Below are 13459 nucleotides of genomic sequence, written 5' to 3' on the forward strand. Positions count from 1 at the left end.
CCTAGCCCTCGATTACCTTGCGGGCCACGCGGAAGCACTCCAGCGCCTGCGGCACACCGCAATAGATGCCGATCACGTGGATGATGGCGCGGATTTCTTCGGTGGTGACGCCGTTGTTGATGGCACCCCGGCAGTGGATCTCCCATTCATGCATCTTGCCCAGCGCGCCGATCATCGACAAGTTCATCATCGACCGCGTCTTGGCGTCAATCACGTCGTCGCCCCAGCCGAAGCCCCAACACCACGCCGTCATCGCCTCTTGAAACGGGCGGGTGAAATCGTCGGCAGCTGCGAGGTTCTTTTCCACGTATTCCGCGCCCAGCGTTGCCTTGCGCTGTTCCAGACCTTTCAGGAACAGGTCTTCGTCAAATGTACTCATGATCCGGTCCTCTGAGGTTGTTCGTCGATGGCTTCGCGCATCCATTTCTGCAAGTGCATAACGGGGTGTTCCGAGTTTACGCCGCCCTTGGGGTCAATCACCAGCGGACCGGGGCGATAGCCGCGTGAATGCAGGCCGCGCTGTACGGATTCGACCAGCCGGATATCCTCTTCCACCGTGGTTGCCCGATCCTGCGCGGCAAGTTGCCGTATCTTTTGATCGTCCACGCCACCCACCGAATACCAGCCGCGCCAGACCACCACATGATCGGCATCCACAGCGCGCCAGTGATAGGTGTTCAGCACGTTCCCCGGATAGACTTGGAATGAGAACATCGGCCAGAGGAACCAACTGGAATATTCGTCGAAATGCTTGAAACCTGACTGAATATCATAGGTCATATTCTCAAGACTCTGGCATTCGGTCGTGTGACGCAGGCACATGCCCTGAGGTTGGATGTCATAGGTTTCAGGCTTCACCACTCCGTTCGCAAAGGTCGGGTGGTTGAGCGAGCAGTGATAGCATTCCGAGTAGTTCTCGACCGAGACCTTCCAGTTGCAAAGCTCCGGTATTTCGACCCATTCCAGCGGCTTCAGATCGGCCCAGTTGGGCACCCATTCCTCGAGCTCGGAGCGCGCGTTCGGGAACCAGTCGTCCATGGGTGCGGCGTCGGGGTCGAGGTTGACGAAGACAAATCCCAGAAACTCTTCGCTTCGCACCTCGTTCAGGCAGACCGAGGATTTGTCGAACCCTTCAACCGCCTTCAGGTTCGGCCCGGCGCGCAGCTCTCCGGTCAGTTCGTAGGTCCAGGCGTGGTAAGGGCAGACAACGACGCGCGTTGTTCCGGTGCCTTCGACCAGTTGGTGCGCGCGGTGTTGGCAGACATTGTAGAATACGCGGATCTTGTCATCGCGGCCCCGGATGGCGAACAAGTCCTGTCCGGCGACTTCGAACGCCACGTATGCGCCCGGCTCGGCCAGTTCCGAGGCGTGGCAACCGAACTGCCATGTGCGTGCCAGCAGACCGTCTGTTTCCATGCGAAAGATGGCTGGGTCTGTGTAATACCGGGCTGCGAGGGATTGGATGGGGGCTGTCACGATTCCTCCGCGTGGTAAAGGCCAAGCTGATGGCGGCGTTTGTGAAAGGTCTCGACCCGCTCGACGATCTCATCGCTGGCAACGGCGATCACGAAGGACAGCAGCGTTTCCAGTAGGGCAACCGTGCTGACCGAGGATGGGAAGAATTGCGGCGTATCAGCCGAGATGACAAAGCCATGATCCGCCGCGCGCAGGATCGGGCTGGCCGGGCTGTCCGATAGGCCGACGATCTTTAACCCCTGTTCGCGCGCAACCTGCACCGCCTCGACCACCTCGTTGCGATACGGTTTGCAGGTCATGGCGATCAGCACGTCACGCTTGTCCGCCCAAGCCAGATCATCGATCGGGTTTGATCCGGGTCGCGGGATGGCGTGGAACTGGACCATCCCGGTTGATGCCAGATAGACAAAGTTCCGCGCGTTCGAGTTGTTCACGCCCACACCCAGCACGAACACATTGCGCGAGTTCCAGATATCCTCGGCGGCAGCTTTCAACTGTTCGGAGGAGATATTGGCAAAGGTCTCTTCGACATTGCGCAGGGCGTCCTGAACCATATCGGCATAAAGCCCGCCCATGTTGCCGGACTTGCGAATGTCCTGCAGCCAACGGGCGCGGTCGGGAAAATCGGCCTGTCCGCGCCGGATCGCGTCGCGGAAGGGCACGCGGAAATCCTCATAGCCTTCGAACCCCACCTGCCGCGCCATGCGGACGATGGTGTTGGGCTTCACATTCGCGGCCTCAGCAATCTCGCGCACGGTAGAAACCCCCACGTCACGGGGGTTTTCCAGCACATAAGTCGCGGCTTTGCGCGCCTCGGGCGTCAGCTCGGACAGTTCATCCGCCAACCGTTCGAGAATCGTATTTGATACATTTGTCCCATTCATGATTGACGATGGTACTTTTGTTTGCTTACGCTGTCGAGACAAAATCGACTCAGAGGAATAATCCGATGGCATCTGATTTCCCGACCCACGCACGCGTGGTTATTGTGGGTGGCGGAGTGATGGGCGTAGGCCTTGCCTACCACCTTGGGCACGAAGGCTGGGGCGCAGAGACCGTGCTGCTGGAAAAGGCCGAACTGACCAGCGGCAGCACCTGGCACGCGGCTGGGCAGATCACCCATTCGACCTCGAGCTTTGGTCTGGGAAAATGCGTCGATTATAATATCGGGCTCTATTCCGGTGCCTTGGAGGCCGAGACCGGGCAGGCGGTGACATGGCATGGCTGCGGCTCGTTCCGGCTCGCCTATACCGAGGATGAAATGGACTGGCTGCGCCACACGCTGTCCGTGGGCCGCTCGCTGGGTTTCAACATAGAGCTTGTCGGCCCGGACCGAGTGGCCGAGTTGCATCCGTTTTACAATCTGGAGGACGTGCTGGGCGCGCTGCACACGCCTGATGATGGTCATGTGGACCCGACCAATGTGACCATGGCGATGGCTGCGGGCGCGCGTCGGAAAGGCGTCCGGATCATCCGGCATTGTCAGGCGACCAACATAACACAGGCCGAAAACGGCGAATGGGTTGTTGAAACACCCAAAGGGCCGATCACCTGCGAACACGTGGTCAACGCGGGCGGCACCTATGCGCGGCAAATGGGCGAATGGTCCGGCCTGCAGTTGCCTATGACATCGATGACGCACCATTATTTTGTGACCGAGCCGGTGCCTCAGTTCGAAGCATTGGACAAAGAACTGCCGGTGATCCGCGACGACAAGAAAGTGTCGGGCTACATACGGATGGAACAAAAACGTGGCCTGATCGGGATTTACGAGAAAGAGAACCCCAATTCGGTCTGGCACGACCATTGCCCGTGGGACTATGAGAACTGGCTGTTCGATGCGGATTACGACCGGGTGATGCCGTGGCTTGAGGAAAGCCTGAACCGGATGCCGATCTTCGCCGAGCTTGGCATTCAGCGCGAAGTACACGGCGCAATCAGCCATCCCCCGGACGGCAACCCGCTGATCGGACCTGCGCCCGGCGTCCGGAATTACTGGTGCTGCTGCGGTACGCAGATCGGGATCGGCTGGGGGCCGGGTCTGACGCGCGAGTTGGCGCGATGGATGGTGCATGGCGCTGCCGATATCTCAATGCGCGAATATGATCCGCGCCGCTTTGGCAGCTACGCCACGAAAGACTGGCAGGTTATCAAGGCCGAGGAAGATTATTGCCTGCGTCACGAAATCCCTTTCCCGCATTTCAACCGGTTGGCAGGTCGCCCGATCAAACCGTCTCCGCTGCATGAGGTACTGAAATCGAAGGGCGCGGTGCATGAAGAAGTCTATGGCTTTGAACGCCCGCGCTGGTTCGCCCGCGATGGCGTGGCGCAGCAGGATCACTACTCTTTCCGCCGAACGCCAGCCGACGTCATGGTCGCGCACGAGGTCAAAGCGGTGCGCGAACGGGTCGGCGTCATGGACCTCACCGCCTTCACCAAGGTCGAGGTTTCAGGCCCGGGTGCCTATGACTTGCTGGATCGTCTGACCGCGAACCGGATGCCGCAGAAGGATGGCTCAATCACCCTGACCCATATGTTGAACCGCCGGGGTCGGATTGAGTTGGAAACAACCATCGTGCGCATGGCTCACGATCGCTATTACCTCGTCTGTGCAGCATTCTTCGAACAACGCCTGCTGGATCATCTGGCGCAACAGCGTAACGAAGAAGAAGTCACGATCACCGCGCTTTCCGCCGATTGGTCGGCCTTGTCCCTGAACGGGCCAAGGTCGCGCGATGTGTTGGGCGCTTGCACAGATGCTGACCTTAGCAATGCCGGTTTTCGCTGGCTTTCAGCACAGCAGATTAAGATCGCGGGTCACGACGTTTGGGCCTTCCGCATGTCCTATGCCGGAGAGCTTGGCTGGGAACTGCACATGCCCAATGCCGCCTGTCTGGACGTCTACAACGCGCTCTGGGCTGCAGGAGAAACCCATGGGATCACCGATTACGGCAGCTTCGCGATGAATGTGATGCGCATGGAGAAAGGCTTCAAGGGAGCCGGAGAGCTGACCAACGAGGTGACACTGGCCGAGGCCGATGTGTTGCGTTTTGCACGAACAGACAAGGAGTATCTGGGCAAGGACAAAACCCTGAACACCGACTTGCCTTGGATCTGCGCCTATCTCGAAATCGAACCGGACGGAGAGATCGACGGACATGGCGGCGAAGCCGTATTGCTGGACGGGCGCGTAGTGGGCTCGACCGCATCCGTGGCTTATGGGCACACAGTCGGCAAAATCCTCGCCTTTGCTTACATCAAACCCGAAGCCGCCGCAGCAGGCACCGAACTGCAGGTCATCATCCACGGCACCCCGCGTACCGCGCGCGTCTTGTCCGAACCTGCATATGACCCGCAAAGTCTGCTGCCGCGCACCGATGCTGCGCTGGAAGCCGCGCAATGACGCAGCCAGCCACCATGCAAGCCATGGTCACGATGGGCCACGGTGATCTGGATCAGATGGTCTGGCACGAGAACTGGCCCTGCCCCACCCCCGCCCCGGGCGAAGTATTGATCCGGGTCGGGGCCTGTGGGTTGAACAATACCGACGTGAACACGCGATCCGGCTGGTATTCGAAAACCGTGAGCGATGCCACGACCGGAGGCGCCTTCGACGACGTGGGCAAGGATGACCCGACATGGGGCGGCGCGCCTCTGGTTTTCCCGCGCATTCAGGGCGCGGATGTCTGCGGCCAGATCGTGGCCATTGGCGAAAGCGTCGATCCAAACCGCATCGGTGAGCGGGTGATCACAGATTGCTGGATACGCGATCCGGCGGACCCACAGAACAAGGACAAGACCGGCTATTTCGGCTCGGAACGCGACGGCGGATTCGCGCAATACACCACTATCCCTGCACGCAACGCCATTTCGATCCAATCCCCACTGTCCGATGCCGAGCTGGCCACATTCTCTTGCTCATACTCCACCGCCGAAGGAATGCTGACCCGCGCAAATGCTTCCGAACGTGACACGGTTCTGGTCCCCGGCGCGTCGGGTGGCGTGGGCGGCGCATTGGTGCAACTGGCCAAACGCCGCGGCGCACGGGTGATCGCCATGGCGTCCGAGGCCAAACACGCCGACGTTGCCAAGCTCGGCCCCGACCGCATCCTGCCCCGGGCACCCGATGACCTGCGCACCGCGTTGGGCGATGAAAAGATCACCGTCCTCGCGGATGTGGTGGGCGGGCCCTGTTGGCCTAAACTCATAGACATCCTCGAGCGCGGCGGGCGCTATACCTGCTCGGGCGCGATCGCAGGTCCGATGGTCGACTTTGACCTGCGCACCTTCTATCTGCGCGATCTGACCTTCACCGGCTCGACCGTGATCGACCCCGAGGTCATGCAGAACCTCGTGCGATACATCGAGGCGGGCGAGGTCAAACCCGCCCTCGCCGCGACCTATCCGCTGCGCGATCTGCACCAAGCGCAATCCGCGTTCATCGCCAAGAAACACACCGGTAACATCGTGGTCATCCCATGAAAATCACCCGTATCCGCATCTACCAGACCGGGCTGCCTTATGTGGGCGGCGCGTATGTCTGGGGCGCGGGGAATGCGATAGAAACGGCGACGGCCTCGGTCGTGGTCATCGACACCGATGCAGGGCTGCAAGGCTGTGGCGAGTTCACGCCCTGCGGTGAAAACTACATGATCGCCCACTCTCAGGGCGTTCCGGCACTGGCAAAACTGATCGCCCCCGACCTGCTGGGCGAAGACCCGCGACAGGTCGGACGGATCGAGCAGCTGATGGATCATCTGGTGCAAGGCCACGGCTACGCCAAGGCTCCGTTTGATGCGGCATGCTGGGATATCCTCGGGCAGGCTTGCGACCAGCCGGTTTGGATGCTTTTGGGAGGGAAGCTGACCGATGGCGCGCCGATGTATAGGGTCGCGCCGCAGAAAGCGACGGATGAAACCATCGCCGAGATGAATGCCTATCGCGATCAGGGCTATCGCCAGTTCCAGATCAAGGTCGGCAACGATTGGGCCACCGACATCGACAGGATACGCGCAACCGTACCCCTGCTGAAGGCCGAGGAAACGGCGATGGCGGATGCCAATCAGGGCTGGCGCGTCGACAATGCAATCCGGGTGGCGCGGGCGACAAACGATCTGGACTTCATCCTCGAACAGCCTTGTCGAACCTATGAAGAATGCCAGCAGGTCCGCCGCGTCGCGGATCAGCCCATGAAGCTGGACGAATGCCTGACCGGAATGCGCATGGCCCAACGGATCGTCGCGGATCGCGGTGCCGAAATATGCTGCCTGAAAATCTCAAACCTCGGCGGGCTCAGCAAAGCGCGGCGGGTACGCGATTACCTGATCGAAAACCGCATCCCAGTGGTCGCCGAGGACACATGGGGCGGTGAAATCGCCACCGCCTCCATCGCCCACTTCGCCACCTCAACCCCGCCCGAGTATCTGCAGAACACCACAGACCTGATGAATTACAATACGCGCTCTACCGGGAGCGGCGGCGCGGTGGCACGGAATGGCAAACTCTATGCTACCGACACACCCGGGATGGGCGTCACGCCTGACTTCGACAGCCTCGGCACTCCTATCGCAACTTACGAGGCCCCGTGATGATCCGCCCCTTCATCTGGCCAAAAATATCCCGGGGAGTGAATTGGCCAAAGGCCAAGAGAGGGGCTGGCCCCTCTGCTCCCGCCGCAGCCAAATCCGACTGGTGGTTAATATGAAGATCACAAAACTCTCTCTCTGGTCCATCGACCTGACCAGCCACGAAACCTACTACATGGCCGACGGCAAGACCTGTGCCACGGTCGAAACCCATGTGCTGTGTCTGGAAACCGATACGGGCCTGAAAGGCTGGGGCGAGGTCTGCCCGATTCCGCATTACCTGCCTGCCTTCGCAAAAGGCGTCCCAAGCGCGGTGGCCGAGATGGCACCCGAGATCCTCGGCATGTCTCCGTTTGGCGTCGATGCGCCAATGCGGAAACTGGATGGCGTTCTGCAAGGTCATGCCCACGCCAAGTCGATCGTCGATATCGCTTTGTGGGACCTGTTCGGGAAAGCCACGGGGCAACCGGTTTACGCCCTTTTGGGCGGGCGGGCCCAAAAGGACATGCCGCTTTATCACTCCATTACCTGCGTCGCCCCGGATGAGATGGCGCGGATCGCCCAGGCCGCCTATCAAACTGGTATCCGACAGTTTCAGGTCAAGCTGGGGGTCGAAGGCGACTGGCAGGCCGACGCAGAAAGACTAGCCAAAGTGCGCGAGGCTGTGGATAACGGCCCTCTGGTCTATGGCGACTGGAACTGCGGGGCCTCGCGCCTGCAGGCCACCCGCACCGGTCGTGCTGTGGCGCATCTGGACGTGATGCTGGAACAACCCTGCAAAACACTTGAGGATTGCGCCGCCGTGCGTCAGGCCACTGGGCTGCCGATGAAAATCGACGAAAACGCGCATGATCTGGCGTCATTGCTGCGCGCTTCTGAACTGGGCTGCATGGATGCGGTTGCGCTGAAACTGTCGAAGTTCGGTGGCCTGTCGGCCATGCGCCGCGCCCGCGATCTGACCGTGCATCTGGGGGCCGAAATATGTGCCGAATGCACTTGGGGGTCGGACATTGTGACCGCTGCCTCGTTGCATTTTGCCGCCTCCACACCGCATGGCTCACTGTTGAACACCTGCGATCTGTCCGCTTACGTGTCACCACGTCTGTGCCCGGATGCGCCGGTGCGCACAGATGGCCGGATTGCACCGCCCGACGGTCCGGGGCTGGGCGTAGCGCCCGACCCCGACCTCCTTGGAACCCCGATTTTGGAAATGGCCTGACAGATGCTGAAACTTCACACTCAATCCGAATGGATCGCCCGCGCCGAACAGGTTCTGCCCGCCGGAGGGTTCGGCAATTTTGACCCCGGTATCCTGATCGCGCGTGGGGAAGGCAGCCGCGTCTGGGATGAAGATGGCAAGGAGTATGTTGATTACCTGATCGGTTCCGGCCCGATGCTGCTGGGCCACGGCCACCCCGAGGTGATGGAGGCCGTGCTGGAACAACTGCCGAAGGGCATGACCTTTTTCGCCAATAACAGCAAAGGCGTGGAACTGGCCGAAGCCATCGTCAACGCCGTGCCGTGCTGTGAACAAGTGCGCTTCGTCGCCTCGGGCGGTGAGGCCGATATGTACGCGATCCGTCTGGCGCGCGCTTATACCGGCAAGGACAAGATCCTGAAATTCGAAGGCGGCTATCACGGCATGAGCGCCGAGGCACAGATGAGCCTCGCCCCCGCGAAACGGGTGAATTTCCCGCAAGCGGTGCCCGACAGTGCCGGTATCCCACAAGGTGTCGCGGATCAGATGCTGATCGCCCCTTACAACGACCTTGAGGCCGTCGCAGCGCTGCTAAACGAACATGACGACGTGGCCGCAATCATGGTCGAGCCTTTGCAACGGATTATCCCGCCCGCGCCGGGCTATCTGCAGGGGTTGCGCGATCTTTCTAACAAACACGGCGTGTTGCTGATCTTTGATGAGATCGTTACCGGCTTCCGCCTCGCCTATGGCGGCGCACAAGAATGTTACGGTGTGGTGCCCGACATCTGCACTCTGGGCAAGATCATCGGCGGGGGCTTTCCTCTTGCAGCGCTTGGGGCCAGCGCCGAAATCATGCAGCATTTCGACAAGGACAAGGTCGGAGCCGAAGGTTGGCTGATGCAGCTTGGTACCCTGTCGGGCAACCCGGTCGCCGCCGCTGCAGGTTTGAAAACCATGGAGATTCTGACCCGCGACGGCGCCTACGACCACCTGCGCGAAATCGGGCGCAAACTGCAGATGATGCAATCCGACGCTTTGACCAAAGCCGGAATTGCGCATCAGATTTGCGGAGATGAGACGCTGTTCGACATCTATTTCACAGAACAGACCTGTCGCGACTATCGCAGTGCGACCCACGATGATCCCGCTCGGAACGCGCGCTATAACGCCGTGTTGCGCGAAAAGGGCGTGTTCAAGTCTCCGGGCAAACTCTACCCGTCGCTGGCCGTAACACAGACAGATTTGGACCTGACACAAGAGGCGGTAAACGCCGCCGTTGCGGCGATATCTAGCCCCTAGCGTCGCATCGACTGGCCATTGTGGAACAAATGCACTTTCTCGGGGGCCGCCGTGACAGACACACTCTGACCGCGCAGATTGCGCTGAACGCCCGGTAATTTGGCGATCACAGCCTCGCGGTCTTCAGGGGTCGCGAAGTAAAGCAACGTGACCTCACCCAGCGCCTCGGTGAAATCGACCACGCCAGAGTAGATACCCTCGCCGTCCGTCATCACCATATCCTCTGGTCGGACACCGATATTGACCTTTTTTCCTTCATCTGCCGCTTCGGTCCGGATCGAAGACACAGCGACCCCGCCATCCTCAAGAACCACGGTAGTGTTCTCTCCGGTTCCGGTGATGGTACCCGGCAGCAGGTTCATGGCGGGTGAGCCGATGAACTGAGCGACGAACTCGTTGTCGGGCGTTTCATACAGTTCCAGCGGCGTGCCGACCTGCGCGATGCCCTTGTTGGCCAGAACCACAATGCGGCTGGCCAGCGTCATCGCCTCGACCTGATCATGGGTGACGTAGATCATCGTGCTGTCGGGCATTGCCTCTTTCAGGCGCGCGATCTCGATCCGGGTGGCCACGCGCAGAGCGGCATCAAGGTTCGAGAGCGGCTCGTCGAACAGATAGACCTTGGGGTCGCGCACGATGGCGCGGCCGATGGCGACCCGCTGACGCTGCCCGCCTGACAGCGCCTTGGGCAAGCGATCCAGCAGCGGTTCAAGCTGCAGGATCTGGGCGGCGCGTTCCACGGCCGCATCGACCTCGGCGCTTGGCATCTTGGCGATCTTGAGCGCGAAGGCCATATTCTCGCGCACCGTCATATGCGGATAAAGCGCGTAAGACTGGAACACCATCGCGATGCCCCGCTGCGCGGGCGGCACATCGTTGACCACCAGCCCCTCGATCTCGAGCGTGCCACCGGTGATCTTTTCAAGGCCCGCGATCATCCGCAGCAAGGTGGATTTGCCACAGCCCGAGGGGCCGACGAACACGATCAGTTCGCCCTGCTCGATCTCGAGGTCGATATGTTTCAGGACATCGACCGGGCCATAAGATTTGGCCACATCCGTGAGCTTGAGTTCCGACATGGTTTACCTCTTTTCCCGGGCCAGCAGACAGAATTGAGCGGCGTTCAGCACGACCGTGCCGTCCCCGTGAACGCCGCCCAACTCCTCCCCGATCACGTGCCAGTCACCGCTGGGCAGGGTCACCTCGGCGGAGTCTGATCCCAGATTGAAGGCGCAGAACACCTGTTGCGCGGCATCTTCGCGAGTGAAACTCAGCACCGATCCGGACTGCGCCATCCCCGACTGCGCCCCGGACATCAGCGCGGAATGCGCGTGGCGCAGCGCGATGGCGCGGCGGTAATGGTGCAGCATCGATGCCGGGTCCTGCTCCAGCCGGTCCACCGCCCGCTCGGCCTGAGGCGAGCTGACCGGCAACCACGGACGGCCTGTGCTGAACCCGGATTGTTCGTCCTGCGCGGCCCAGACCATCGGTGTGCGGCACCCGTCGCGGCCCTTGAATTCCGGCCAGAATTCAATGCCATAGGGGTCCTGCAGATCCTCGAACGCCACATCGGCCTCGGGCAGGCCCAATTCCTCACCCTGATAGAGGCACGCGGACCCGCGCAGGCACATCATCAGAACCGCGTGCTGCCGGATCGCCGCCTCATCCAGCCCCCAGCGCGAGGCGTGACGCTGTACGTCATGGTTCGAGAACGCCCAGCAAGGCCATGCGTCGCCCGCTTTATCCTCAAGCTGATCGAAAACCTGCTTGGCATAGGCCGCCGTCAGGGCGCGCTTTTCAAGGAATTCGAACGCGTAGCACATATGCATCCGCTTATCGCCGGTGGTGTATTCGCCCATGATCTCAAGCCCGCGCTGCGCATCGCCGACCTCACCCAGACAGGCGCGGCCTTCGTATTCGTCGGTCAGGGCGCGCAGGCGTTCGAGGAAGGCGATATTCTCGGGCTGACTTTTGGAATACAGGTGATCCTGATGGTTATAGGGGTTCACCATCGGCGCGATCGAGGCATTGCGCTGATCCATCGGCAGGCCGGGATTGTCGCGCAGCTGCGCGTCGTGGAAATAGAAGTTGATCGTGTCCAGACGGAACCCGTCGACCCCCAGATCCAGCCAGAACCGGGCCACATCCAGCAGCGCATCCTGCACGTCGGGGCAATGGAAGTTCAGGTCCGGCTGCGAGGTCAGGAAGTTGTGCAGGTAATATTGCAGCCGCCGCGCATCCCATTGCCAGGCCGAGCCGCCAAAGATTGACAGCCAGTTGTTCGGCGGCGTCCCGTCAGGTTTGGGGTCCGCCCAGACATACCAATCGGATTTCGCATTCTCGCGGTCGGCGCGGCTTTCGCCGAACCACGGGTGCTGGTCCGATGTGTGCGACAGCACGAGGTCGATCATCACCTTCAGCCCATGCGCATGGGCCTGATCCAGCAATTCCTTGAAATCCGCCATGGTGCCGAACATCGGATCGACATCGCGGTAATCGCTGACATCATATCCGAAATCCTTCATCGGAGACTTGAAGAACGGCGAAATCCAGATCGCATCGACCCCCAGCGAGGCGATGTAGCCCAGCCGCTGGGTGATGCCCCTGAGGTCTCCGATCCCGTCGCCATTGCTGTCCTGAAAGCTGCGCGGATAGATCTGATAGATCACGCCGCCGCGCCACCAGTCGGACTTTGCTTCGGTTGTTTTGAATGCTGTGGTTTGCACGTTCATAACACGCCCTTATTTTACGGACCCGGCCAGCAGGCCACGGACCAGATATTTTTGCATTGCAAAGAAGACCACCAGCGGCACCGCGATCGAGACAAATGCCGCCGTGGCAAGGATTTCCCAGTTGCCGCCACGGGTGCCCAACAGCTCGACAATACGGTTGGTCATCACCGTGGTCTGGCCGGTGGCGTCGATCAGGAACACCTTGGCGACCAGCAGATCGTTCCATGTCCACAGGAACTGAAAGATCGCGAATGAGGCCAGCGCGGGGAAGCTGAGCGGCAGGATCAGCTTGGTGAAGATCTGGAACTCGGTCGCGCCATCGACCCGGGCGTTTTCGATCAGATCGCGCGGCAGTCCGGCCATGTAGTTGCGCAAAAGATAGATCGCCAGCGGCATCCCGAACCCGGTATGCGCCAGCCAGACGCCCAGATAGCCTTTGGGTATCCCGATATTCAGGTGAAGTTTCAGCAGCGGGATCAGCGCCAGTTGCAAGGGAACAACCAGCAATCCGACCACCGCTGCAATCAGCAGGGCGCGGCCCGGGAAATCCATCCATGCCAGCGCATAGGCCGCAAAGGCGGCGACAAGGATCGGGATGATCGTTGCCGGGATCGTCACAGTGAGCGTGTTGAAAAAGGCCTTGCCCATGCTGTCGGTGCTGTCTTCGGCCAGCAGCACCTTATGATAGTTGTCGAGCGTGAATTCGGGCGGCAACTCGGCCGTCACAAAGACGCGCGCACCCCGGCTGCCCGAGAATTCCTCGGGGTTTTCCATCCGGTAGTTTCCATCGGCATCGACGGTGATCGTGCCACCGCGGCGCAGCTCGGCGGTCTCGCCCGGTGTGAAGGCATCGACCGCGCGGGAACTGACGCCCCATTTCGAGATCTTCGCGGTCACGCCTGCGTCAAACAGATTGCCCTCGATCACATAAAGCCCGTTCTGCAGCACCTGCGTCTCGGGTGCGGCGCTGCGCAGGGTCAGGTTCTGCTCGGACGGGAACAGCGACCGCCACCAGCCGCTTGTCGCGATCTGATCCGCCGTCCGGAAGGACGAGATCAGCAGACCCAGCGTCGGAAACACCCACAGCACCACCAGAAACAGGACCGAGGCATGGACCACCCATCTGAGGGCCGGTTTGGTTCCTGCAATATCGTTCATGCCGACCC

Annotated in this window: 11 protein-coding genes; 5 read left to right on the forward strand and 6 right to left on the reverse strand. The window is 60.7% G+C overall.

The window, feature by feature from the left end; all coding sequences use genetic code 11:
- Window position 1: 1 nt before the first annotated feature.
- Genes ACR0KM_RS19565 through ACR0KM_RS19575 form a run of 3 tightly spaced genes read right to left on the reverse strand, consistent with a single transcriptional unit; the run spans window position 2 to window position 2360 of the window.
- Window positions 2–379, reverse strand: a complete 378-nt coding sequence (locus ACR0KM_RS19565; protein WP_480470619.1) for a carboxymuconolactone decarboxylase family protein — start codon at window positions 377–379, stop codon at window positions 2–4.
- Window positions 376–1476, reverse strand: a complete 1101-nt coding sequence (locus ACR0KM_RS19570; RefSeq protein WP_480861311.1) for an aromatic ring-hydroxylating oxygenase subunit alpha — start codon at window positions 1474–1476, stop codon at window positions 376–378. Before ACR0KM_RS19570 ends, ACR0KM_RS19565 begins: the two co-directional genes overlap by 4 nt.
- Window positions 1473–2360 (reverse strand): MurR/RpiR family transcriptional regulator, encoded by an 888-nt coding sequence (locus ACR0KM_RS19575; protein ID WP_480861310.1) that lies wholly within the window; start codon window positions 2358–2360, stop codon window positions 1473–1475. The genes ACR0KM_RS19570 and ACR0KM_RS19575 overlap by 4 nt, the downstream gene beginning before the upstream one ends.
- 65 nt (window positions 2361–2425) lie before the next feature.
- On the opposite strand from ACR0KM_RS19575, the gene ACR0KM_RS19580 reads away from it, so the two are divergent.
- The 5 genes from ACR0KM_RS19580 (at window position 2426) to ACR0KM_RS19600 (ending at window position 9561) form a co-directional block, all read left to right on the forward strand.
- Window positions 2426–4879 (forward strand): FAD-dependent oxidoreductase, encoded by a 2454-nt coding sequence (locus tag ACR0KM_RS19580; RefSeq protein WP_480861309.1) that lies wholly within the window; start codon window positions 2426–2428, stop codon window positions 4877–4879.
- Entirely contained in the window at window positions 4876–5958 is a 1083-nt protein-coding gene (locus ACR0KM_RS19585) for an alcohol dehydrogenase family protein (protein WP_480861308.1), read from the forward strand. Before ACR0KM_RS19580 ends, ACR0KM_RS19585 begins: the two co-directional genes overlap by 4 nt.
- A complete protein-coding gene (locus tag ACR0KM_RS19590; RefSeq protein WP_480861307.1) occupies window positions 5955–7064 on the forward strand; it encodes a mandelate racemase/muconate lactonizing enzyme family protein in 1110 nt (369 codons plus the stop codon). Before ACR0KM_RS19585 ends, ACR0KM_RS19590 begins: the two co-directional genes overlap by 4 nt.
- Window positions 7065–7176: 112 nt before the next feature.
- Window positions 7177–8280: a mandelate racemase/muconate lactonizing enzyme family protein gene (locus ACR0KM_RS19595; protein WP_480861306.1), complete on the forward strand. Its 1104-nt coding sequence runs from the start codon at window positions 7177–7179 to the stop codon at window positions 8278–8280.
- Between the two features lie 3 nt (window positions 8281–8283).
- A complete protein-coding gene (locus ACR0KM_RS19600) occupies window positions 8284–9561 on the forward strand; it encodes an aspartate aminotransferase family protein (protein ID WP_480861305.1) in 1278 nt (425 codons plus the stop codon).
- Here ACR0KM_RS19600 and ACR0KM_RS19605 read toward each other — a convergent pair.
- The 3 genes from ACR0KM_RS19605 to ACR0KM_RS19615 are packed head-to-tail and all read right to left on the reverse strand — an operon-like array spanning window position 9558 to window position 13451.
- The gene (locus ACR0KM_RS19605) at window positions 9558–10640 is read right to left on the reverse strand and encodes an ABC transporter ATP-binding protein (protein WP_480861304.1); all 1083 of its coding nucleotides are present in this window, start codon (window positions 10638–10640) and stop codon (window positions 9558–9560) included. The two genes, ACR0KM_RS19600 and ACR0KM_RS19605, sit on opposite strands and share 4 nt — an antisense overlap.
- Window positions 10641–10643: 3 nt before the next feature.
- Entirely contained in the window at window positions 10644–12293 is a 1650-nt protein-coding gene (locus ACR0KM_RS19610) for an alpha-amylase family glycosyl hydrolase (RefSeq protein ID WP_480861303.1), read from the reverse strand.
- A 9-nt stretch (window positions 12294–12302) separates the two neighbouring features.
- Window positions 12303–13451, reverse strand: coding sequence for a carbohydrate ABC transporter permease (locus ACR0KM_RS19615; protein WP_480734041.1), 1149 nt, complete (start codon window positions 13449–13451; stop codon window positions 12303–12305).
- Window positions 13452–13459: the final 8 nt, after the last annotated feature.

It is taken from the genome of Ruegeria sp. G10 (assembly GCF_056533645.1).

Excerpts from the sequence above, each read along its gene's own strand:
- ACR0KM_RS19595 (WP_480861306.1), top strand. The coding sequence starts at position 7,177 with ATGAAGATCACAAAACTCTCTCTCTGGTCCATCGACCTGACCAGCCAC.
- ACR0KM_RS19610 (WP_480861303.1), bottom strand. The coding sequence starts at position 12,293 with ATGAACGTGCAAACCACAGCATTCAAAACAACCGAAGCAAAGTCCGAC.
- ACR0KM_RS19590 (WP_480861307.1), top strand. The coding sequence starts at position 5,955 with ATGAAAATCACCCGTATCCGCATCTACCAGACCGGGCTGCCTTATGTG.
- ACR0KM_RS19615 (WP_480734041.1), bottom strand. The coding sequence starts at position 13,451 with ATGAACGATATTGCAGGAACCAAACCGGCCCTCAGATGGGTGGTCCAT.
- ACR0KM_RS19565 (WP_480470619.1), bottom strand. The coding sequence starts at position 379 with ATGAGTACATTTGACGAAGACCTGTTCCTGAAAGGTCTGGAACAGCGC.
- ACR0KM_RS19585 (WP_480861308.1), top strand. The coding sequence starts at position 4,876 with ATGACGCAGCCAGCCACCATGCAAGCCATGGTCACGATGGGCCACGGT.
- ACR0KM_RS19575 (WP_480861310.1), bottom strand. The coding sequence starts at position 2,360 with ATGAATGGGACAAATGTATCAAATACGATTCTCGAACGGTTGGCGGAT.
- ACR0KM_RS19605 (WP_480861304.1), bottom strand. The coding sequence starts at position 10,640 with ATGTCGGAACTCAAGCTCACGGATGTGGCCAAATCTTATGGCCCGGTC.
- ACR0KM_RS19600 (WP_480861305.1), top strand. The coding sequence starts at position 8,284 with ATGCTGAAACTTCACACTCAATCCGAATGGATCGCCCGCGCCGAACAG.
- ACR0KM_RS19580 (WP_480861309.1), top strand. The coding sequence starts at position 2,426 with ATGGCATCTGATTTCCCGACCCACGCACGCGTGGTTATTGTGGGTGGC.